22 protein-coding genes are annotated in these 23,016 nt (G+C 38.0%); 4 read left to right on the top strand and 18 right to left on the bottom strand.

Annotation, left to right across the window (positions count from 1 at the left end):
• The 4 genes from ACIQXP_RS03540 to ACIQXP_RS03525 all read right to left on the bottom strand — a co-directional run bounded on the left by ACIQXP_RS03540 (position 1) and on the right by ACIQXP_RS03525 (position 2,237).
• Positions 1 to 399 carry an META domain-containing protein gene (locus ACIQXP_RS03540; RefSeq protein WP_293741819.1) on the bottom strand — a complete coding sequence of 133 codons (399 nt, stop codon included), beginning with the start codon at positions 397 to 399 and terminating at the stop codon, positions 1 to 3.
• Positions 400 to 459: 60 nt separating this feature from the next.
• A complete protein-coding gene (locus tag ACIQXP_RS03535) occupies positions 460 to 999 on the bottom strand; it encodes a GNAT family N-acetyltransferase (RefSeq protein WP_387504025.1) in 540 nt (179 codons plus the stop codon).
• A gap of 175 nt (positions 1,000 to 1,174) precedes the next feature.
• Positions 1,175 to 1,717, bottom strand: a complete 543-nt coding sequence (locus ACIQXP_RS03530; RefSeq protein ID WP_387504026.1) for a DUF4199 domain-containing protein — start codon at positions 1,715 to 1,717, stop codon at positions 1,175 to 1,177.
• Between the two features lie 106 nt (positions 1,718 to 1,823).
• Positions 1,824 to 2,237, bottom strand: a complete 414-nt coding sequence (locus tag ACIQXP_RS03525; RefSeq protein WP_293741816.1) for a response regulator transcription factor — start codon at positions 2,235 to 2,237, stop codon at positions 1,824 to 1,826.
• Between the two features lie 390 nt (positions 2,238 to 2,627).
• Here ACIQXP_RS03525 and ACIQXP_RS03520 point away from each other — a divergent pair, with 390 nt between their 5' ends.
• Positions 2,628 to 3,419, top strand: a complete 792-nt coding sequence (locus ACIQXP_RS03520) for a hypothetical protein (protein ID WP_293741815.1) — start codon at positions 2,628 to 2,630, stop codon at positions 3,417 to 3,419.
• Positions 3,420 to 3,859: 440 nt separating this feature from the next.
• Here ACIQXP_RS03520 and ACIQXP_RS03515 read toward each other — a convergent pair whose 3' ends face one another.
• From ACIQXP_RS03515 to ACIQXP_RS03490, 6 genes are all read right to left on the bottom strand, one after another.
• Positions 3,860 to 4,468 (bottom strand): alpha-ketoglutarate-dependent dioxygenase AlkB family protein, encoded by a 609-nt coding sequence (locus ACIQXP_RS03515; protein WP_134203994.1) that lies wholly within the window; start codon positions 4,466 to 4,468, stop codon positions 3,860 to 3,862.
• The gene (locus ACIQXP_RS03510; RefSeq protein ID WP_387504027.1) at positions 4,405 to 4,566 is read right to left on the bottom strand and encodes an Ada metal-binding domain-containing protein; all 162 of its coding nucleotides are present in this window, start codon (positions 4,564 to 4,566) and stop codon (positions 4,405 to 4,407) included. The genes ACIQXP_RS03515 and ACIQXP_RS03510 overlap by 64 nt, the downstream gene beginning before the upstream one ends.
• Before the next feature lie 121 nt (positions 4,567 to 4,687).
• Positions 4,688 to 5,536, bottom strand: coding sequence for a bifunctional helix-turn-helix domain-containing protein/methylated-DNA--[protein]-cysteine S-methyltransferase (locus ACIQXP_RS03505; protein ID WP_387504028.1), 849 nt, complete (start codon positions 5,534 to 5,536; stop codon positions 4,688 to 4,690).
• An 89-nt stretch (positions 5,537 to 5,625) separates the two neighbouring features.
• Positions 5,626 to 6,159, bottom strand: coding sequence for a MepB family protein (locus tag ACIQXP_RS03500; RefSeq protein ID WP_387504029.1), 534 nt, complete (start codon positions 6,157 to 6,159; stop codon positions 5,626 to 5,628).
• A 26-nt stretch (positions 6,160 to 6,185) separates the two neighbouring features.
• Complete coding sequence (locus tag ACIQXP_RS03495; protein WP_293741810.1) at positions 6,186 to 6,524, bottom strand: avidin-fold protein; 339 nt, start codon at positions 6,522 to 6,524, stop codon at positions 6,186 to 6,188.
• Between the two features lie 98 nt (positions 6,525 to 6,622).
• Positions 6,623 to 6,982 carry a hypothetical protein gene (locus tag ACIQXP_RS03490; protein ID WP_293741809.1) on the bottom strand — a complete coding sequence of 120 codons (360 nt, stop codon included), beginning with the start codon at positions 6,980 to 6,982 and terminating at the stop codon, positions 6,623 to 6,625.
• A 235-nt stretch (positions 6,983 to 7,217) separates the two neighbouring features.
• Between ACIQXP_RS03490 and ACIQXP_RS03485 the strand changes: the two genes are divergently transcribed.
• Positions 7,218 to 7,565: a single-stranded DNA-binding protein gene (locus ACIQXP_RS03485; protein ID WP_090982605.1), complete on the top strand. Its 348-nt coding sequence runs from the start codon at positions 7,218 to 7,220 to the stop codon at positions 7,563 to 7,565.
• 55 nt (positions 7,566 to 7,620) lie between these two features.
• Here the strand turns inward: ACIQXP_RS03485 and ACIQXP_RS03480 are convergent, their stop codons facing one another.
• The 6 genes from ACIQXP_RS03480 to ACIQXP_RS03455 form a co-directional block, all read right to left on the bottom strand.
• A complete protein-coding gene (locus ACIQXP_RS03480) occupies positions 7,621 to 9,672 on the bottom strand; it encodes a TonB-dependent receptor (RefSeq protein WP_387504030.1) in 2,052 nt (683 codons plus the stop codon).
• A 79-nt stretch (positions 9,673 to 9,751) separates the two neighbouring features.
• Complete coding sequence (locus ACIQXP_RS03475; protein ID WP_387504031.1) at positions 9,752 to 11,071, bottom strand: PQQ-dependent sugar dehydrogenase; 1,320 nt, start codon at positions 11,069 to 11,071, stop codon at positions 9,752 to 9,754.
• A gap of 478 nt (positions 11,072 to 11,549) precedes the next feature.
• Positions 11,550 to 12,110 carry a hypothetical protein gene (locus ACIQXP_RS03470; protein WP_387504032.1) on the bottom strand — a complete coding sequence of 187 codons (561 nt, stop codon included), beginning with the start codon at positions 12,108 to 12,110 and terminating at the stop codon, positions 11,550 to 11,552.
• Positions 12,111 to 12,623: 513 nt separating this feature from the next.
• Entirely contained in the window at positions 12,624 to 13,196 is a 573-nt protein-coding gene (locus ACIQXP_RS03465) for a hypothetical protein (RefSeq protein WP_293741805.1), read from the bottom strand.
• Between the two features lie 352 nt (positions 13,197 to 13,548).
• Positions 13,549 to 14,901, bottom strand: coding sequence for an ankyrin repeat domain-containing protein (locus ACIQXP_RS03460; protein ID WP_387504033.1), 1,353 nt, complete (start codon positions 14,899 to 14,901; stop codon positions 13,549 to 13,551).
• Between the two features lies 1 nt (position 14,902).
• Positions 14,903 to 16,105, bottom strand: a complete 1,203-nt coding sequence (locus ACIQXP_RS03455; protein WP_387504034.1) for an ankyrin repeat domain-containing protein — start codon at positions 16,103 to 16,105, stop codon at positions 14,903 to 14,905.
• 904 nt (positions 16,106 to 17,009) lie between these two features.
• Here ACIQXP_RS03455 and ACIQXP_RS03450 point away from each other — a divergent pair.
• Positions 17,010 to 19,229, top strand: coding sequence for an NADP-dependent isocitrate dehydrogenase (locus ACIQXP_RS03450; RefSeq protein WP_387504035.1), 2,220 nt, complete (start codon positions 17,010 to 17,012; stop codon positions 19,227 to 19,229).
• Positions 19,230 to 19,528: 299 nt separating this feature from the next.
• On the opposite strand, the gene ACIQXP_RS03445 is transcribed toward ACIQXP_RS03450, so the two are convergent.
• Complete coding sequence (locus tag ACIQXP_RS03445) at positions 19,529 to 20,032, bottom strand: hypothetical protein (RefSeq protein WP_387504036.1); 504 nt, start codon at positions 20,030 to 20,032, stop codon at positions 19,529 to 19,531.
• A 267-nt stretch (positions 20,033 to 20,299) separates the two neighbouring features.
• On the opposite strand from ACIQXP_RS03445, the gene ACIQXP_RS03440 reads away from it, so the two are divergent.
• Positions 20,300 to 20,704: a hypothetical protein gene (locus tag ACIQXP_RS03440; RefSeq protein WP_090982622.1), complete on the top strand. Its 405-nt coding sequence runs from the start codon at positions 20,300 to 20,302 to the stop codon at positions 20,702 to 20,704.
• A gap of 92 nt (positions 20,705 to 20,796) precedes the next feature.
• On the opposite strand, the gene ACIQXP_RS03435 is transcribed toward ACIQXP_RS03440, so the two are convergent.
• Positions 20,797 to 22,626 (bottom strand): DNA polymerase III subunit gamma/tau, encoded by a 1,830-nt coding sequence (locus ACIQXP_RS03435; RefSeq protein ID WP_293741800.1) that lies wholly within the window; start codon positions 22,624 to 22,626, stop codon positions 20,797 to 20,799.
• Between the last annotated feature and the right edge of the window lie 390 nt (positions 22,627 to 23,016).

Below are 23,016 nucleotides of genomic sequence, written 5' to 3'. Positions count from 1 at the left end.
CTAGTTGGTTTTAGTGAAAACCATTAGCGTTTTATCACCATTTAACAACTGTAGCCTATCATCAGTTATTTTGGCGTTATTCACCTGGTTAAGGGCATGTAAGTAAGCACGTTCAGCAGCGTCAGTTTCCTGGCAGAACATTTTTGTGCTAAAAACATTTTTAACGTTTATTTTATGATCAGTAATTTCGCCTTGTCCGCCATAACTGTTGCAAAATGATTTTCCGCTAAATTTAAGGCTGTCTGCAAAGTTTAGTGTTGCCTTTGCGTTTGAAGGCAAAGTTAATCCTGGCAGCGAGATTAATTCCCATTTGGTATTGGTGAATTTTGCCGGATCTAATTTTTCTTTGCAAGAACTAAGTAATAAGATCAAAATGCCACAGTAAATAAGGTTTTTCATAACAAAAAGTTTATATCATTTACTTTTTATCATCAAAAACTAAACCAATAAAAGGTAAAATCATCTTTTAATCAAGCCAAGCTGATTTTCAATTCTCATCCAGAGGTGTTTTGTACCGTCGTAATCGAAAACAGATACGCGCTTTAAACCAACTTTTTCGAGCACATGAATAGATCCCAGGTTATTAATGTCTGCAATACCAATAATCTCATTCAATTTTAGTTCAGTAAATCCATAGTGTATCACGGCTATTGCTGTTTCTGTGGCATATCCCTTTCCCCAAAACCGTTTGCTGAACCGATATCCCAGATCGTAATAATTGATATGGTTGTTTGTAGTTGCTGTAATCAGTTTTAAGCCAGACCACCCTAGAAAATTACCCGATGTTTTTTCGATAACAGCCCATCTCCCAATACCATTTTCTACATATTGTTTTCTGATGAACTCAATTTCGGCTATACTTTGCTCAATTGACTTTACGGGTTTATTACCGAGATACCGGTGAACGTCAGCGTCGCTGTTCATGTCAAACATACCTTCAGCATCGGCAGGCATGAGTTCGCGTAAAATTAAACGTTCGGTTTCGGCAAAAATCTTCATACTGTCGATCTTAATTGATCAAAATTAACATAAAGTTATTTAAGTTTTAATATGATAAGATTTAATATGGAAGAGGGATGATGGAATAGATCTGCGTTAATTTGCTAAATCCGTGTGGTAATGGGTGTGATTGTCCCGCAGATTTAAAACGAAGAGAGCAGACGGTAGCAGTCGTCTAAACCGCCTGGGTTTTCACCGTGTTGATTGGCTTTTTTCTCAGTATTAACGCGGCTACCAGTGAAGTCAATAAGCCGACAGGCAATATTTCCATATAGGTAAAGAGTACAACCATAACCGGATTTTTATACATTTCCTGACTAAAAGCCAATTCTTTGCTCAATTTTGCTAATTCTAATGACGATGCACCATTAGTTTTGGCCTCCCTTAATGCTTGAGCAACATATTTATCCATAAAATCAGGCATAAATAAATAATAATCAACAAGCCAAACAACAACGTATATAGTTGAGGCTATTAAACTGATCAGCGCACCTATTTTAAAGGCTTTGCCGAAAGTAATCAACCCGTCGTTGTACTTATCCCGGTAGTTTTTGATTCCAACAAAAATAAAAGAGAAGGCCAATAACATCGAAGCGTAACCGATGAGCATGCTGTGCTCCAGGTTAGGGTCATTATAACATCTCATCATCGAGAGTACCATTAACACCGATACAATTAAGCCTGCAATTAATCCGAATACCATTACATTTTTTTTCATGTTTCAATTATTATGGGTTTATGCCACAAAATTGGCCCAAATAGTTGTTTCAGCCTTCATACTTTAGGGTGATTTTCAAATCAACATAATTTTTCATGCCAAAGTATTAACGCGATTGCGGGATAAGGCCGAGTTTTTTAGCTATTTCTATAGCCTGTGTTCTGCGTTTTACTTCCAGTTTTCCAAAAAGCCTGGCATTATGTGTTTTAATGGTATTCAATGAAACAAAAAGGCGCTCTGCTATTTCCTGATTGCTCAATCCCTCCGACATCAATTGTAAAACTTCCAGTTCTCTTTTACTGATATTTAGCCTGATTATTTCTTTTTCATTAATGACAAATGTTTCCGATTTTTCAGACAAGACTTCTTTTTCGATCAGAATGGTTTTAGGTTTTGTTAATTTTAACGCCAGCCAAATGCCTAAGCCTGTAAAAATAACCGCAATAGAGCCTGCATAGATTTCAAAGGCATGATTAATCACGATAAACCTAAGCTCTAACCATTTTAATAAACAGAGCATTATAGCCAAAAATAACCCATATAGTATGACGCTTTTATTTTTGGTTAAAAAATTTGTTGAGCCGCGCATTGGTTAATAATCGTTTATCTAAAGTAGGAAATTTAGTTTTAATTAGGCAGGTGAAAGTGTGTTAGATTAAAGAGGAGGATGGAAGAGGTGATCAGGATGATATAGTAATCTGCAATGTTTACGAAATCGGGGGTACTGCCAGCCATTTGCTCCTCAGATGATGTTGTTTTTTGATCCTAACACCGTTTCCTATTTAGCCGCTGGAAGGTCTGACAACAATTACAATACTAAGCCAGTACTTGAACCAGGTAATTTTCTGGTGATTTTGTAATAGAAAGCAATAAAGGTTTTAAATTAGCGCAAAATATAAATAGCTAAACCATGAAAATTACGCTTTATGCACTCTTATTATCCGTTGTTTTATTCGGCTGCGGAGGAAATTCTGAAAAAACCTTTAAAGCACGCGCATTTGCGGCAAGTGATGATTTTAATGTCTTCCCGAAATCAAAAACAGACATATTAACCATCGTAAAAACTGATTCCGGAAAACTAGCCACCGACGATCGTTTCAGCATCAAATCTAAAGATACAACTATCATTGTAGATGATGCGCCAAACGCTGAAGTAAAGAAATTTAAGGTTGCATCTTTTATCAATACACAAAGAACAGCGGTATTGGTTCAGAGTGATAATGAAAAGGATAAAATGAATCCTTTTTATATCATTTATTTAAATGGTGGAAAAACAGAAGTGGTGAGCCTGGACAGGCCATCAAAAGGTGCTGAAGATCAAAAATATACAAAAGGCTTGGAAGAATTAACCAGAAGCAATTGGTTGGTGAACAACGATTTTTTTATCACCACCATTAATTCAAGGGTTTACCCGATCAAGCGTCAAAAAGAGGATGAACGCATCCAGGGTAAATTCTTTATGTACTCTAGCGATAAAACAACGTTGGTGTTTTTAACCGCTAATTCTCTGTACCAGGTAAATACAGCAACTGGAGAAACTTTTAATCTGCCTTTGCCAGCAGCGTTGACGAACCAACCTGAAACCCTTGTTGGCAATATCCAGAGAGATTATACCTGGGTGAACAATTCTAACGGGACATCGTTTTTAAAGAAAAATGCCGATGATGACCGTATTGTAGATATTAGTGAGTTCAAACGTTAAGATTTTATAGATTATTAACAATTATTGTAAATGTACCTTTAAGTCCAATCAAAAATTTGTTATTAGGCCCTTTTGAATAATTTTTCCATTGGAATAAAAAGCCTTTTATTATACACTTGCTATTGATCAATCTATAATAAAAATAGTCATTGCGAGGAGGAACGACGAAGCAATTTCTATCATAGAGATTGCTTCTCCTATCATATATCAATCTTTTTGCTGTAAGTTTTTGTTTTTTACAGGCTAATTGTCATGCTGATCAGATAGCTGTCAGATTCATTTTACAAGCAGCGCTTCCCTTTCAATTGCCTCGTAGCTACTGCCTGGTCAGCATATTTTCTATATAAAGGGTTCTGAAATAAATTCAGGGCGACATTCAGAAAATAAAAAAGTTAGAAAAAATCTCAAGATCAGATGATCAATTCAAGTGAGTTATATTCCTAAACCACCATTGTTCTAAAAGTGAGGTTTATCCTCGGCTTATATACCTTCTTGCTTGTCGGTAATCTGTGTAGCCATTTCGTCTGCGTTTCATCTTTCATCACCAGTAAACTTCCGTTTTCTAAAAACAGGGTTACCTTTTCTTTAGTTGTTTTGTGTTTAAATAGAAATCTTCGCTCTGCACCAAAACTTAGTGATGCAATGGCAGAATCTTTTGCCAGGGCCTTTTCGTCATCACTATGGTAAGCCATGCCTTCATCGCCGTTATGGTATAAATTAAGTAAGCAGGAGTTAAATGTGGTGCCAGCTTGTTCTTCCGAAATCTTTTTCAATTGCAGTAATTCCTTTGTCCAAGGTAAGGCGGTTTTCGATTTATTCGAGTAGGTGTAAGAATATGCCTCATCTCCGTACCAGGCTACTTTCCGTTTGGTAACGATGTGTTTGCCCATGATAAAGGCTTCGTCGTTTTTCCACTCAATCGTTTTCATTAGCACATCAAAATAATGATCCGCTTCTGATTGCTGGAATAATTTGCCGTAATAATTTACTGTTCCATCATGCGGGAGCAGGTTTTGGCTACGATCTGGTGTGCTGTTGAATAAATCCATTGTTTATAGGCTGTTTTTAGGCAATGTCCGCAGGGGCGATAGCCGTGCTGAAATGCTTCTTCTTTAGAACGAAAAAAAACACGGTTTTCTTTTTTCATCCGCTTTCCGGAACTGCATTTAAGTAGTCCGTAAATTTTCAATCTGGCATTTCCACCGAAGCAGATTTCTCTGTTTTTGATTTTTTTTTAAATTCTTCAGTTGAAATATTGATGTGTTTAATCATACCGTTTGGTTATTGGTTTTAGCGGCTTCCCAACCAATCATGGCTGTTTTTCGGTTCACTCCCCAGTGATAGCCGCCCAATGCACCGCTTGATTGTATTACCCGGTGGCAGGGAATGAGAAAAGCCACCGGATTATCGCCAATGGCAGTGCCCACCGCTCTTGATGCCTTTGGGTTTTCCAGTTGTTTCGCAATCTTACTATAAGTTGCTAATTTGCCCATTGGGATTTTTAATAAAACTTCCCAAACTTTTAACTGGAAGTCGGATCCTTTTAAATGCAATTTAATCTTTTGTAATTTGCTCCAGTCGTGACCAAAAATAGATAAAGCATTTTGCTGTTCCTTGTCCATTATTTGTTGATACTGAGCAGCCGGAAATTGGCGTTGCAAATTCATCAAGGCCATGTTTTCATCATCATAAAAGGCAATATGGCAAATTCCTTTTGAAGTACTGGCTACAATAATGTTCCCAAATGGACTTTCTGCAAAGCTGTAATTGATAATAAGGTTTTCGCCGCCGTTCTTATATTCGCCTGGTGTCATTCCTTCAATGTTCACAAAAAGATCGTGTAGCCTGCTGGTTCCCGACAAGCCGGTTGCTAATGCGGTATCGAATAAACTTTCGTTTTCTTTCAACATTTCTTTAGCGTAACCAATGCTGATATATTGCAGGAAACGTTTTGGGGTAGTGCCTGCCCACTCACTAAATAATCTTTGGAAATGAAAAGGGCTTAAGTTTACTTTTTCTGCTATTTCTTCTAAACCGGGCTGTGTTTTGAAATTTGTTTTGATATAGCTGATGGCCTCAGCTATGCGGTTAAAATTGATTTTTTCCTGTACTTTCATGGTCTTGAATAATTCACATCCAAAGTAGTTGTTAAAGAAAAGGCAAACTACCCGAAACTTGCTAAGTTTAACCAGATCTGATAAAGTGTTTATTTTATTTCGTCACCAATTAGTTTCTCTGCTTTTGCAAGGTCGGTACTTCCATTCATATCGATCTGAAGGAAATATATCACTTGCCACTTTTGGGTTTTCGCGGCCTGTTTATTTGCTGCTACATCCTGGGGTGCATAAACCCTGATCCCTCTTTTACCTGCTATTCCGTTTGCAGCGATTATTTTATGGTGTACCAAAATTGCTTTTGGAAAAATAAATTGTCCGGATCGTTCAGCATCATTAACAGATATGATCAATAGATCAAATTCATCCTGATCAGTAAAGGGAATCGTAATTCCAGCTTCATTCCTCTTCCATATGCTTACAAATCGACCCGTTTTGGTCGGGGTGACTTTAGCAGTCCGGTGTTTGATTTTCAGGGTGTTTAATTTAAAAGTACAGGCCTCGTATTCCCGACCTTCATCCTCGACCTGCAGGTTATACATTTGATAACCCATCGGACTGTAAACTAAATCCAATGCAGTTTGTAATACAGATGAAATACGACCGGTGAGATTTTTTATCAGCATATTGGACTTATCAACCGAGGAAGAATTTATTGTTCGTCAATAATAGATTGCCCTTTCGATTGATCTCCTGATGTCCATTGCCAGGTTTCATGAAGTCTGATTTTGCCATTAGCCAATAGTTCAGGTTTTGAGCTACAGGTTCCAGTCATTAATTCGCCTTCCTGGTTTATTTGGTGATAGCGCATTTCGATGTTTCCTTCATGGTCTACCAAGCCAAGCAAATGGCCGTAAACAATTTTTCCACCCCCGTATTCGGCGGTCAGGATATTTCCCCTTTGCTTATATTTGAAGATGGTTTCATTTGATGTTTCGCTATTTTCTGTCGTGTTTACAGGTTTAAAAAGCTTGTCATTATAATTGATCATAAGTGGATAAAACTAATCATCTCCGGTCGAATAAAAAAATACATATGCTTTCACCCGTCGCTCTAATTCTTAGTGAAAATTAAATATTTCAAACGGACTTAACCCAGGCTTTCTTCTCTTTTTACCAGGAGGTAGCTATCTTCATTTAGGGCTAAATAACCAAATTCATAACAGAAAGTATAGGTATTGCCGTTTTGGGTTTCGTAACTGGAGGTATGGAATTCAAACTTAAAGCCAGCCGAAACAAGCTTTTTACCGGAAACCTTTGTTTTACCGTTTGGATTTAGCGTAGCGAGAATAGCACGATTTTTTTTGAGTATATTATTTACCCTTTTAATCACGAGGTTATCCTCTGTATTCAAGCGATTGTTGTAATTGCTGCGGCAAGAATCATCGCAATATTTTTTATCAGCCCTGCCTCTTATCGGGCTTCCGCAGTCTAAGCATAAACGTTCCATAATAATTGCTTTTTTTATTATGGGATGATGACCTAATTTATAAAATAAAATAGTGAATAAAAAAATAAATAGCTGTAATGATGCTTAAAAGTACATTATCCGTTTATAAACGTTTCTAAACGGCTATAAATGTTTACCATCCGACTAATTTTTGACGCTGTTTGCAATTTTGTCCTGTCGGTTATCGAGGTGATGACTGTTCGTTAAACATTTAGAAACTTAAAATTTAAAAATTATGGAAAGTGCAGTTAACAAAGTAGTATTAAGCGGATTTGCAGGAGCAGATGCAGAGGTTAAAAATTTTGGAAGTCAAAAATTAGCCAAGGTTAATCTGGCAATAAACGAAAACTACAGAAATTCATCCGGAGAGGAAGTAAAAAGAGTACAATGGTTTAATTTAATTTTTTGGAATGCGAAAGCCGAACTTGCCGAAGCGCAGGTTAAAAAGGGGACGGCTTTAACCATTGAAGGTAGATTGCAAACCAATAGTTATGATGGGGCAGACGGAAAGAAACGCTATGCAATCGAAATCGTCGTTGGCGATGTCGTGATTAAGGAAAAAGAAAAGAAAGAAATGTTTTAGTTCAAAGCAAAATCGCATCATATAGACAGATCATTTATATGATGCTATTTAGCAATTACAATTTGACAGCAAGGCCTGTATAAAAATTAATGCCTGGGGCTGTGTTAAAATATCTTCCGTTTGCTGCGTTTAAATCGTTGCCTAAGCTGTATTGTACATTCAGCAGGTTATTTACTCCTGCAAAAAGGCCTAAACGGATTTTGTTTATCTTTAAATTTCTGACACCAAATTTGCCTTCAACCAAATGATATCTGTTCGCAAAGATGGTATTGGCATCATTCAAAGGGATTGAAGAGGTATAATTATATTGCACAAAAAGGTAAATTGCTTTTGGAAAGTCAAATTCTAAACTATTGATTAAAACGTTTTCTGGAACTCCTGTAAGTTTATTGCCATCAAAAATATTCATACCACTTGTAAAATTTTCGAATCTAAAATGGTTATAAGTGTAATTGGCTCTCCATTGTAAGCCGGTTAAAAATGATGGGTTATTTCTGATTATCCAAATGGCAGTTTCCAGTTCAAATCCTTGTTGCCTGGTTCCGCCGGCATTGGTAAAGTATTCCGTGTCGTTTTGATTTAACCTTCTGACAATAGCATCTTTCAAATGATAATTGAATAGGTTAGCACTGGCGTAAAAACGGTTGTTTTTGGCTTTATAACGTAAACCAAATTCATAGTTCCAGCCAAGCTCGGCCTGCAGGTCATTATTGATATTATTATCTGACGCCCTTACTTCCGCAATAGTTGGTGGCGAATAGCCCTTACTGACCGAAGCCCTGATTGAAAAATCAGAAGTGATCAGATAAGATACTGCTGCCTTTGGCATAAACTGGGCATTGAATTTTCTTTGCTTAGCGGCCACAACATTCGGAAAATAACTCTCGTAATGGTATCTGTAAAAGTTTAAACTCGAAGCAAGTTCGATCAGAAGTTTGTTATTAATATCGAAATTTAACCTCAGATACGCAAAATCCTGTCCTGCCTTTAACCGATCAGAAGCTTGTAGAGCAGTAGCTTCTCCGCCATTATTATTAAAGTTTTTGATCTGGCTTTTGGTACCTGAACTTTCTAACCCGATCTGTGCATTAAGCCTTATGTTTTCTTTAACCTGTGCATAATCCAGAAATGTCCGTAAACCGAGTGTACTTTCATAGCGTTTTTCGTAATTGGTAATAAAAGGATTTTTAAAGTCGGTATAAGAAGTAAATAAAGCAATTGCGTGTTTTAGGCGCTTGCTGATCTGATAGGAGTTGGATATTCCCGCAAAAATGGTTTTGTTGTAGATAGCAGCTTGCTGCGAAAGGGCGCCAGGTAAAGTAGCGGTTGCCGGACGTGCCAGTCTGGGATTTTGATCTAACTGCGAAGCCGTTAATCCGCCTGGTGTCTGGTAAGTTAAATCGCTATAAAAAGCAAAAGCCTTTAAACTCCCCGCATTGCTATAATCCCATTGCTGCAAGGTTTGAAAATATTTTCTATCCATTGCACTGTTTTCCCGATAGCCATCACTTCGCTGATATCCTTCATTAACACTAAAGCTGTATTTTTTATACTGCTGCCTGATTGATGCATTTTGATGGAAGAGGCCATAAGAACCACCACTGGCCGACACATTTATCTCATTGTTGTTGATGGTAAAAGGGTTGATTAAAATGGCGCCACCGGTATTTGCTCCAAAGATATTGGCTTCCGGACCCTTATAAATTTCCATTGTACCTATTGCGGAAGCATCTAGTGCATTCAAGTAAGTATTTCCTCCTGCATCAGTTAATGGAAAATCATCAATATAAATTTTTACATTTCTTATGCCGAAAGGGGAGCGAAGTAAACTGCCCCGAAGTGACAGGCGATAGCTCCCCGGTGAGCGTTCCTCCATGCGTACTCCTGGTACGGTGTTTAACATACTCACTAATGAGCTGCTAGGTTGATTTTTTATCAAACTGCTATCTATCAGGTTTACAGCGGATACTGATCTGAGTAAAGTTTGGGGGTTATAATAGCCTTTTACGGTAACTTCTTCGAGTTTTTTGATCGAATCGGGGTTGATGCGCTGCGCTAAGGCAGTAGAAAAGAATAGGGTAAACAGTAGGGTAAAGTTCGATTTCAAATTGGGAAAAGTTAGTGTTAAACCACAGATTAGCGAATAAATTTACTGCATATTCTGATAATCTGTGGCTTATTTTAAATTATTTTGAAGCTACTTTCCAAATTACACCGCTCACATCGTCTGCCACCAATAAAGCACCGTCAGGCGTTAAGGTAATGCCAACCGGACGGCCATAAACTTCTGCCTTTTCCTTGTCAGCAATAAAACCGGTTAAAAAATCTTCCATTTTTCCAATTGGTTTTCCATTTTTAAAAGGTACGAAAGCTACTTTATAACCAGAAATAGCCGATCTGTTCCATGAACCATGCTGGCCTATAAACGCACCTCCCTGATATTTCTGCGGGAATTTTTTGTCTTTGTAGAAAGCTAGCCCTAATGATGCCGTATGTGCACCAACCGCAACATCCGGAGCAATTGCTTTTTTAACCATTTCCGGATTTTGTCCTTTTAGGCGGGGATCTTCATTTTGACCATAATAGGAGTATGGCCAACCGTAAAATGCACCTTGTTTAACACTTGTGATGTAATCCGGAACGAGATCGTCGCCTAATCCATCGCGTTCGTTGACCGCTGTCCACAGCATATTGGTTTCCGGTGACCAATCAATCCCAACAGGATTCCGCAAACCACTAGCATAAATCTTTTCACCGGTTCCATCTGGATTAATTTCTAAGATATTGGCTCTTCTTACCTCATTTTCCATTCCATTTTCACCTATATTGCTGCCCGATCCGACAGTTACATAAATCTTGCTTTTATCTGCATTGGCAATCAGATTTCTTGTCCAGTGGTTATTATAACCACCAGCAGGAAGGCTCAAAATCTTTTTACCCGTGGCAGTTATTTTGGTATCTCCTGGTTTATAAGGATATTGCCAGATGCCATCGGTATTAGCGACATAAAATGAATTGCCAATAATCAGCATGCCGAAAGGCTGGTTCAGGCCATTTAAAAAAGTTGTCACCATTTCGGGTTTACCATCCTTATTTTTATCACGATAGAGAAGGATGGTATTAGCGCTTTTTCCTGGTACTTCTGACTTTGCTTTGCCCGTTACCTTATTGGCCACCGCTTCGATTGTACTTCTCTCTGAGTTGGAAAGTGCTACCAATACATCGCCATTTGGTGTGATGTAGGTGTTGCGTGGGCTTTTAATGTTGGCTGCAAATTTCGTAACCACAAAGCCTTCAGGCGCAACAGGTGTTTTCCCGTCAGGCCAGCCAATTACTTTGCTGAATTTGTTTTTGGCCGCATTGGTATCTGGCGCAGGCAAATCTACCGCTCCGATTTTGGTAGTTACCGTAGTATCCTCTCCTTGTTTTTGCGAATTCGAATTGGATTGACATCCAAACAGGAAGGCAGTAGAAAGTACTGATGCGTAAAAAATCTTATTTTTCATGTTAACCGGTTTTTGATTAAGGTTTTTATCTTAAAAGATAACATCGAAAAAGGAGAGAAGTTTTTTAGCGCAAGCACAATTGCCCAAGGCTTAAATAATAAAAGGAAAGCACCCGAGAGCACCTTCCTGGAGAGCGCATATTATTTTCCCTGTTAATAGCGGCAGGAAAGTACCTTTATAGCATACATTCAAATTGAAATCGTTGTTTGATGTACAAGAACGGACAACAAAAAAGTGTTGTTTTTAGCGTAAGGCATTAAACATTAGGTTCCAGTTATTCATTTGAAAGCGATTATAAAAACCAAATTACGAACATTAACCTAATTTTTTAGTTAAATTTTGTTAAATTCAAGGTTATTTTTTTAGCCTTATTTCATGTTAACTTAACTATATATTTCTTAGCCTTGATGTATGCCCAGCCCACCTGATATAAAACATCTCGTAAGTAGTCTATCTTTTTTAGTTTAGTAAGGTTCATTTATCGCCCAATTGTTATGTGTCTCCAAACTGCAATTACGTTGGTGTCTGCGTGGTGTTCTTCTGGGTTGTTTTCTAAAAGTCTTTTTTTTACATCATACGCTTTTTCAAAGTCGTAAATTAGTCCTTTGTCGGTTAGATCGGTTGGTTGAAATGTTTCGTCAAAACCGCCACAGTTTGTTAAAGCACTAATGTTAAAGTCCTGATCTAACAGCTCATAGCCAACAAATTCATAATTGTCAATTTTTATGTCTTTACAGTCTATGTTTGGCTCTACGACAACCGTTAATAAATTGAATTTGTCCTTGTATATCATTCTCTTAAAAACAAATTCAGGTGTTGTGAAAAAATCTGTCTGATATTGCCCAATAGTCTGAATATAATTCCAATCATCGGGGTTTTCGTAGTCCGGTTCAACCAATATTTCATTTAACATTCCGTCAAGCGAAACAAGTTCTGTTAAATGTGTCAGTTTAGACCATTCAATATAATGGACCCAAGACATTCCGGTTTCTTCATAAGTTTTGTCGTATGATCCCCGGGCCGTATATAAAAATGTCATCTTCTTTTATTCTATTTAACTGATTAGTGAATGGGTTTTAGTCATATGTATTTGTTTATCAATAAATTATAATAAAAATATTAGATAAATTCCAACTAATTTATCTAATTGATGTTACCCCTGTAGGCGCGGCAATCTCTACGTTATTTTAGTATTTACTGCTTTGGTATTCTTGTTATTTGGGCGGTTTCGAATTTCTTTCCAATATTCTTCCCTTACTACTTCGTCAATATGAATTGGAATTCGGTCTCCGTAAAGCCTATCGCTTCCATCTTTTTTGCAGCCCGAAATCCAATAATGTTCACCAGTCTCAACATCAAAATAATTAGCTTTATAGCCTTGTCCGCTTAAAGTTTGGAAGGTTTTTTCCGTTGTAGTGAATCGATTTTCCAGTTTTGGAAAATTGTACTCTGCCGATCCTAGCCTCGCCCGTCAAACTCTCTCCCTTAAATTCGATATATATTATTCTTGTTTTCATTTGGATAGATGTCTTAAAATTTTAGCAATCAACGATTATCTAACCAAATTTTCCTGTAATTTTTGCTCAATATCTTTGGCATTTAAAATCAGCGCAGAAAATTGCGGATCTGATTTTACCAGTAGAAATTTTCCGTTAGGAAGGATAATAGCTGAAGTTCCGCAGGTAGTAACCTCTTTAAATAATAATTTTCTAAGGAAGCCCGAATCAGTTTCAATTTCTAAACCCTTCGATTTAATCGGGCTGAAACTTTCTCCCGGTTCCCGGTATTGATAAATAGCAACTTTTGGCCTGGCCTCCGCTTTTTCCTGAATGTTTTTTTGAAAGGCCCACCTGACATTGTTCAGGAATTCTGCGTTTTGGTAACTAAGGTCATTCCAACAAACGTCTTTATTGAAATCGTATTTAATGATGATGGTATCTTTTAGACTGAGCCTATCGTTTTGTTTTAAGAAAGTATGCAGCGAATCGATTTGTGTTTCAGATAATGTACCCGCCTGATAACGTTTACTTTCGTCAACATACAATTTCGGAGAACAGGCATATATAAAGATGGAGAGGAGAAGAAGGGTAAATAATGGTGATCTGATTTTAGTAACATTTTTCATTTGTGTGAGCATTATATTGTCGAATAAATTTAGAACTAAAAATTTATCCGACAATATTTTTCACTAGAAATTTCGACTGAAATGTAGTGAAATGGAGAAATCCGCTTCTATAGATATCTCGACTACATTGCACTCCACTACCATTGAGATTCCATTAGCTTATTCGTCATTCCCGCGCAGGCGGGAACCTTAAAGCTTATTGCATTAAGATTCCCAATCGTGTTGGGAATGACGACCCCTCGAGGTATATCAATTCTCTAAAATCCAACCGTCATCCATGTTTCTTTATGAAATAAATTGAAACTCAGCATTGAAGATACCTTAAGTAAATCAGCTAAATTGTGGTTTAACCTCAACCTTTCAAGATCTTCGCTTTCTCTGCATCAAATTCTTCCTGTGATAAAATTCCGGCATCCAATAATTCTTTTAAATCCAATAAGGCTTGCTTTTTAGTTGCCATATCGTTTTTCGGAACTTCGACAGCATTTTCTGTAGATTTTATATTTGAAGCTTGAACGGGTGGATTAGCGACAGGGCCGTATTTTAATAGGAGCTCCGTAATTTCATTTAAGCCTTTAATATTCGAATAATCAATGGCCTTTTGCTCTTTCACATTTACAATAGATGGATCCGCAGATTTTTCGAGTAAAAACTTAACGGCATCTTTTTTACCATTTGCTGCGGCATAATGTAGTGCTGTGTTCCCGCTTTCATCCTGGATATTTACGTTTGCACCTTTCTCTATCAGCAGCTTTAACATGCTTAAATGTCCACTTTTCGCGGCTACATGTAACATGCTTTCGCCTCCGTAGTTGTAATTGTTATCAAAAGAGAAACTGGCTGAAACGGATATGTTGTTAGCCGTTTCTACCCACTCCAGATACGAATACATGGAATCATCGTTGCCAGAAAGAGGCTTGGCGTAATTTACATCCACACCATTGGCCAAAAATAAATCAACAATCTCTTTTTGATTATTGGCACAGGCATACCAGATTGGCGACAACCCATTTTTTGAAGATACAAAAACATCTGCGCCTTTTTCTACCAATGTTTTGGTTAACATCCGGTTAGCATCGTAACAGGCCAGCAACAGTGCTGATTCACCAGCATGGTTAATATGGTTGATGTTGGCGCCCTTATCAATCAACAGCTCAACCATAGGAACATTTTTAGATTTAACCGCAAAAATCAGTGGCGAATCGCCATTTTTATTGGTGGTGTTAATATTGGCACCAAAATCCAATAGTTTTTGGACAATTTCTTTGTTTCTCCAGGCCGATGCGATAAGCAGGGGCGTTTCTGCCTCGTTATTTTCATTGTCAACTTCCAGGCCCTTATCAAGCAACTTTTCTAAAATTTCAATCTGTCCGTTTAGGGCAGTTAAATGCAATAAACTATTTCCTTTAAGGTCTTTAATGTCAACCCTTGCTCCTTTATCTAATAGGTATAGCGCGGTTTGTTTCTGTTTTTGCAGGCAGGCAAAATAAAAAGGTGTTTCCCCATCGTGGTCTTCGTAATCTAAATCTGCACCGCGTTCGATTAAAATTTTTACCAGATCTAAGTAGCCATGATGTGCAGCGTAATGCAGTGCAGTTCGGCCTTTCTCATCCGTATAACCTACTTCTACTTCATTATTGGTCAATAAAAGTTCGGCGATTTTCCGTTTGCCGCTTTCGCAGGCAATAATAAATGACATCGACATATTAAGATTGTTTCATGAGTAGTTCAACAGTTTTTATTTTCAGGTTATCATCCGATGCCAGCATTAAAGCTGTTTGATCCTGATCATTGCTCAGTTTGGTATCAGCGCCATTTCCGATCAGGAGTTTCACTTTCCGGTAAGTTTCTTTTGCTTTTTCAGGCTCATAGTTTACATTATATGCGCAAACTTTGTGCAGCAAGGTATTGCCCTGGTCATCGGTTCTGTTAATATCTACCTGTCCGCTTTCTAAAACGGCTTCCAGAATACCGGCTTGTTTTTCGGCGATTACATCCAGAGGGGTTTTATCTGCGCTGTACCAGGTACTGGGTTGATATAAATCGGCACCATCATTCAGCAGCTTTTTGAGGAAGTTAATGCTGCTTTCACTGTCAGACATCATACGCACGTATTCAAACAACAGGGTTTCCCCTTTTTTATTTACCTGATCAAATGCCGGGGAGTCAAAATTCCGAAGGATGTCGTACATGCTTTCACTTTGGGCATGTGCCACTGCATAGAAAAAAGCTGAATTACCATCGCGGTCGGTATGGTTCGGATCTGCACCCTTTTCGAGCAAGTATTCGATTAAATTTTTCTTATTAAACTTTATTGCAATACTTAAAGGGGTTTCCTGTACAATATTTCCTTCATTGATATCAACCCCTTCACTAATAAAAATGTCGATATATCCTTTTAATAAATCAGTAGTTTGTTCATCATTCAGGTTATACCGGCGCAAATTGCTTTTTACTACCTGGTGGATATAGTTTTCTTCTGCATTGTTTTTAAAATTTATATTGCATCCGGCGTCGATACAGGCTTTGATTACATCTAAATCAACACCATTTTCTAAAAGATAACCCAATAAGGTTTTTGCATTCACTTCATCGTTCAGGTTATCGAAATCGGAAATAAATTCGTTGAAGAAACTGATATCTTCCTCTTCATTGCCAAGATTGCGGACAATACTCTGGAAAATGCTTTTATCAAAATTGTCGAATTCATAAATGTCGGTTTCGATGGTTTTATCTTTCACCATCATATTCAGGATTTCGTACTGTTTCTCTTTAATAAGGTTATCGAAAATGGATGATTTCTGATAGTCCTGCACGTTTTTGGAGAGTTTTTCGCCGTTTTGCATTAAGCTTTTGGCTTCGTCAAATTTCCGGGCATTTAATAGTTGATCTAAGGTCGTTTCGCTCATTTCAATTTAAATATTTAAAATAGATAGTTACTGGCAGTTTCTGCTACAAAAGTTTAGCCAAAGAATTTGAGTGATTTAAAATAATTGAGAATGTTGCAGTAAATCAGAATAATAAAGAATTGATGTTAGTTGCTTTTTTGGAAAGCAATTGCAGCATTCCATAGGTTAATATCTTCCTGCTCTACCTTCTGCCATGAAAAATGGCATTCGTCCGATCAGGTTTAATTTACTCATTTTCCGCTACTATGCCGGTTTTCGGTGGCACAGGCCTAAGATTTTAGCCCTGATCGGAGCGGCATCCCCGATTTTTAGTACTGTTAATTATTGTTTTCTTGTGTGCTAGCTTGTTTCACAGGTTTCATCGGGATATAGCGGAGAGCAGGAGTAACTTTAAAAAAAGCGAATGACGTTGCGCTCCAAAAACAAACAATTATCTTAAAATTATGAGCTGATGTTTCTATTTTTAGCAAAGCAATAGCAGTATTCCATTGGTTATTTTCTTCCTGCTCTACCTTCTGACATGAAAAATGGCATTCGTTCGATCAGTTTTAGCATGGTTGCTTTTTTGCAACTATGTCGGTTTTCCATGCCACAGCCCCAAGTTTATAGCCCTGATCGCAGCGGGCATCCCGGCTTTTCGCCGGGATAAAGCGGAGAGCAGGAATAACATTAAAAAATGCGAATGACCCTACGCTTCAAAAAAAGCTATCATCTGTTTACATCTTTTTACGCTATAGTGGATTATGGATTTTTAATAAATGAATTGCACATCCAAACCATAAATAACATTACTGTGTTCCTTAATTCATCCGATTATTTTATCTTTAGGCGATTTTAAAAAGATTGGTTTGGAATACAATTAACCGATCGAATAATTAAACGTAATAAGCAAAATCAATATAATATGTCAAATACATCAAAAATTATCTACACCAAAACCGATGAGGCGCCAATGCTGGCAACCTACTCACTTTTACCTATCGTACAAGCTTTCACTGCGTCAGCGGGTATTGATGTAGAAACCAGAGATATTTCTTTAGCAGGAAGAATTTTGGCCAACTTTCCGGAGTATTTAAAAGACGATCAAAAAATTGGTGATGCACTGGCAGAGCTTGGTACTTTAGCAACCACGCCAGAAGCAAACATTATTAAATTACCAAATATTTCTGCTTCTATCCCACAATTGGTAGGTGCAATAACCGAACTTCAGTCGCAGGGCTTTGCTCTTCCAAATTATCCTGATAATGCACAAAGTGATGAAGAAAAAGCAATAAAAGCTAAATATGCCAAAGTTTTAGGATCGGCTGTAAACCCGGTTTTACGTGAAGGTAACTCCGATCGCAGAGCGCCTAAAGCGGTTAAAAATTACGCTAAACAAAACCCGCACTCCATGGGTAAATGGTCTGCAGATTCGAAAACCAAAGTTGCCAGCATGACTGAAGGCGATTTTTATGGTTCAGAAAAGTCGACTACTGTTGCTGAAGCGAGTCAGTTTAAAATAGAATTTGTAGCTGCTGATGGTACGGTAACCGAATTAAAAGGATTATCCCCACTAAAGGCAGGAGAGGTGATTGATAGTTCTGCATTGAGCTTATCGGCATTGAAAACTTTTGTGGCCAAAGAAATTGCTGAAGCTAAAGCTGAAGGTGTTTTATTATCGGCGCACTTAAAAGCAACTATGATGAAAGTGTCTGACCCGATTATTTTCGGAGCCATTGTTGAGGTTTATTTTGCAGATGTTTTTGCGAAATACGCAGACCTTTTCAAGGAATTAAATATTGATACCCGAAATGGTTTAGGTGATGTTTATGCTAAAATTGCAGGCAACCCTAAACAGGCTGAAGTAGAAGCTGCATTAGCACAAGCTATTGAAAATGGTCCGGCTTTGGCTATGGTAAATTCTGATAAAGGCATCACAAACTTACACGTGCCAAGTGATGTGATTGTTGATGCTTCTATGCCGGCAATGATCCGTACTTCAGGACAAATGTGGAATAAGGAAGGTAAACTTCAGGATACTATCGCTTTGATTCCAGATCGTTGTTATGCCGGTGTTTATACCGCAACCATTGATGACTGTAAGGAACATGGCGCGTTCGATGTAACCACGATTGGTTCGGTACCAAATGTTGGTTTAATGGCACAGAAAGCTGAAGAATACGGTTCGCACGATAAAACTTTCCAGGCTACCGGCGCAGGAACTATCCGTGTTACCGATGCTGATGGTAAGGTATTTTTTGATCAGAAAGTAGAAAAAGGTGATATCTTCCGCATGTGCCAAACTAAGGATGCGCCGATCCAGGATTGGGTAAAATTAGCCGTAAACAGGGCGCGTTTGTCAGAAACGCCGGCAGTTTTCTGGTTAGATGAGCAAAGAGCACACGACAGAGAGATTATCGCTAAAGTAAATACTTATTTAAAAGATCACGATACCACAGGTTTAGATATCCGCATTTTAGCTCCTATCGAAGCTACCAAATTTACTTTGGAGCGTATCCGCAAAGGTTTAGATACTATTTCGGTTACTGGTAACGTACTGCGTGATTATCTGACAGATTTATTCCCGATTTTAGAATTAGGAACGTCTGCTAAAATGTTATCTATCGTTCCGTTGATGAACGGTGGCGGTTTGTTCGAAACCGGTGCCGGTGGTTCTGCGCCAAAACATATTGAGCAGTTTATTGAGGAAGGTTATTTGCGTTGGGATTCGTTAGGTGAGTTCCTGGCGCTTCAGGCTTCTTTAGAGCATTTATCGCAAACCCAAAATAACGCAAAAGCGCAGGTTTTAGCCGATGCTTTAGATGAGGCTAATGCTAAATTTTTGGCAACTGATAAATCACCTGGTAGAAAATTAGGTACAATCGATAACCGTGGTTCACATTTCTATTTGGCATTATATTGGGCCGAAGCTCTGGCGGCACAAAGTAAAGATGCTGATTTACAAGCTAGATTTGCCCCACTGGCAAAAGCTTTGTTAGAAAATGAAGCAAAAATTAATGAAGAATTGATCGGTGCACAGGGTAAACCTCAAAACATAGGCGGTTACTATAACCCTGATGATGAATTAGCCAGCAAAGCCATGCGTCCAAGTGAAACATTAAATGCGTCTTTAGCTAGTTTATAAGCTAAGTGGTTCACTTTAATGTGCTTCTTTAATTGAGAGTTGACAACTCCTGAAATATTTAGCGTCCTGATGTAAAAAATCGGGACGCTTTTTTTATGATGTATAATTTCGAATTTTATTCATTTCGCTGGAATTTTATGATTCTTATTCATTTGGAAAGCAGTGGCAGAAGCATTTGGGTTACAGTAGTCCCGCTCCCGCTTCTGCTCCCGATGAAGGATCGGTAGCATCCCGCTTTGATCGGGTTTAGGTGGATGGGACAGCGATACTATTTACGTAGATGTAGACCGAAATGAAAATCATTTACCATCAACAGGCCAGAAATAAATGGCAAAAAAGAAAATGGAAGCGGCAATGGAGAGAAAGAAGATTAGAAATGAAATGTTACCGGCATTTTCAGTGTTATCATAAATGATTAATCCATCTGCGTTGATCTGTTGGACTTTAAAATCATCAAACACAAGATTTTTCTTTAGCAAAATATTGAGATTTTTGGAAGTTTTTAAACCGTCATTCACCGCGTCCAATTCTTTTCTACTATCGTGGATTTGTTCTAGTCTTTGCTTAACTTCAAATAATTGCTTATCGTTTTTTAGTTTAAACCTTAAAACGGCTACTTTGTTGGTATCAGCTGTGTAAGAACGGCTTCTTTGAACGATTACTGTTTCAATATCTACCATTGAATGATCGAGGACACCTTTAGTTTCTTTCAGTAATCTTTTGGAAAAAAGAACATCAGCCAAAAGATAGATGGCCAAAATTAAACTAATGAAACCTAAGATTAAAGCTTTGAGATTTTTCAATATTTTAGGGTATTCATTTTAATATTTTACCGTAAATCTAATAGAATATTCTGCCTTTAAAAAATAGAATTTTAGACGCTTTGCCTGCGTGAGGGATAGCAGCGGAAAGCCCACAGCCCGATTTTTCATCGGGCGAGGACTTGTAGTGTATAGCCCGACCTTTGCGCAGCTTGGGGCACGCTCAAATAATAACAGAATTTACGGTTAAAGAAAAACCATATCTATACCGCTTTGTTATAACAATATAAATTAAAGGAAACTTATATCATGGAAATTAACGAAAATAAAGGATCGCAGGATAAAATACATAGCACCACAGAAAATAGCGAAATCAATAAAGAAAATCTTGCTTATGATGAAACTAAGCAGAGTTACGAACTCGATGTAAAGGGAACAGATAAAGAATACGATCATCCGATGGGATATGAGACTGTTGCAGCAGGTGCTAGAGATGATGATTCTACCTATGATGAGGCTAACCCTTATGTTGGCGATGAGTATGCGCGAAATGAGGAAATTGCTGAAGATAATTTAGAGGAACTCGGCATGCACGTAGATAATGGCGAAAGTGTAAAACTTAGTCCTGAAGATGAAATTCTTGCCCGTACACCAGAAGATAACCGTGACGATTTAGATGAAGAAGGTTATCCGGTTAATGATGCTGAACAATAATTAACAGTAAACAGTTTTCAGTGGGCATCTTAAGGTTCCGGTTATCTAAAAACTGCCCACTGTAAACTGAAAATTGCCAACTGTAAACTGACCTAAGGGTTAATGTCTAAATTAAATCTCCGGCGTAATTCGTCCAGCTTAGGATTTTTGTTTACTAAATAATCATACTTCTCTCGATTACCATAAAGCCTGTTTTCTATTTTACGTTCTACCAGTTTATAGGTAACCTCTATACCAAAGTTACGGAGTTCGTTCCGTAAAAAATTTAAAAGCTCAACAGATTCCTGTTGCACAAGATGCTCCTGCGTTTTACTCTCTACCGAGATCTCGATCAGTTCGGGGTTTAGCAGTGTAGGGGCAAAATTGTTTAAAATGGTAAAAAGGTTAATTTTATCAGCAGCTTTAAGTTTTTGTGTATATATGCTCCAGATTTCCAGTAGGCGGTCATAGCTAAAAACCTCGCGGGCTTCACCGGTTGCTTTTTTTGGTCCTTTATCTTCTTCCTCCTGCGCAATGCGGTCGAAATCGTTTAAAGACGGAATTAACATGCCCGTTGCTTTAGCCTTTGGGATATTGATGCTGATGGAAGTGGTGGATGGTGGTGGAGTAGTAGTCACTCGCGGACTTTCTTTCGCTTTTTCTTCTACCGGGATACTGGGCTGTACAGCGACATTAGCAGAAGGTGCCGATACAGGAATATGCTTTTCGCTTTCAGCTGTCAGCTTGGAATTTTCTGACTGATCGGCTACGACATTAGTTTTTTTTTTATCCTGATCTGCGTCAGTTGCTGTGTTACTAGTGTTTAAAGGCTGTTGTGCTAAATTGACGACCGATCGGATATGGCACATTTTAATGAGTGCCAACTCTACCTGTAAACGCTGATTTTTAGAGTTCTTATAATTTAAATCGCAGGTATTGGCTAAATTCAATGCGGTTAACAGGAATGATAATTCGGTTTGCCTGCACTGCTCAAGATATTTTTGTTTAATATTTTCGCTAACTTCTAACAATTTAATGGTAGCGGCATCTTTACCTACTAATAAATTACGGAAGTGGCTGGCCAAACCATTGATGAAGTTGTTGCCATCAAAACCATTGTTCAGAATTTCGTCAAACAAGAGCAGGGTCTGACTCACTTCTGCTGCGGTTAAATAGGAGGTAAGCTTGAAAAAATAGTCGTAATCTAAAATGTTGAGGTTATCAATTACGGCTTTATAAGTAATGTTCTTGTTTGCATAACTTGCAATCTGATCGAACATCGAAAGCGCATCGCGCAATCCGCCATCCGCTTTTTGTGCAATAATATGTAAACCGTCACTTTCGAAAGCAATATTTTCGCGTTGGGCTATTCTTGACAGGTGATTGGCGATATCTTCTACCTGGATGCGGTTAAAATCAAAAATCTGGCAACGTGATAAAATGGTTGGCAGAATTTTATGTTTCTCGGTAGTAGCCAGGATAAAAATAGCGTAGGATGGTGGTTCTTCCAGTGTTTTCAGAAAGGCATTAAATGCACTTTGAGATAACATATGAACCTCATCAATGATATAGATCTTATATTTTCCTGCTTGTGGTGGTATTCTAACCTGCTCAATCAAACTGCGGATATCATCAACAGAGTTATTTGAAGCCGCATCTAATTCATGTACATTAAAAGAATGTCCATTCTGGAAAGATAAACAATTGTCGCATTGGCCGCAGGCTTCCATATCCGCTGTAGGATTAGTACAGTTGATGGTTTTGGCCAGGATACGTGCGCAGGTAGTTTTACCCACTCCACGCGGCCCGCAAAATAGAAATGCCTGGGCAAGCTGATTGTTTTTAATGGCATTTTTTAACGTGCCGGTAATATGCTGCTGACCAACAACGGTTTCGAAGGTGGCTGGGCGGTATTTACGGGCAGAAACGATAAAATTTTCCATCGGCACGAAAATAGGAAAAATTTAGATGTTGTGAGATTGAAAAGTTGGAATGTGGAAAAGTTGAAATATTGCAATCTGTTACAAAAGATGAAGTATCATTTGATAAGAAAATTAATCTAACTGTAAACTTTTATATATGAGAATATTAATTTTCATCAGCATCATTTTATTTTCGTTTACAGGTACTTCGATGGCGCAGGTTGATACAATAAATGCCCGAACCATAAATTACTGATAAATAATCTGAAAGAAGAAAAAAACACCTACGTGGTTTATATGACCGATTCTCTTGAAACAAAGCGCACTGTTGGAGATATTTGGGAAAGAACAAGCGCTTTTAAAAAAGAGATCAAACTGAGGTTGTAGAATTTGGATGGAATTGGCTCCATA

It is taken from the genome of Pedobacter suwonensis (assembly GCF_044762335.1).
Taxonomy (GTDB): domain Bacteria; phylum Bacteroidota; class Bacteroidia; order Sphingobacteriales; family Sphingobacteriaceae; genus Pedobacter.
Note: the sequence above shows the minus strand (reverse complement) of the source record. Positions and strands in the feature narration are given on the sequence as shown.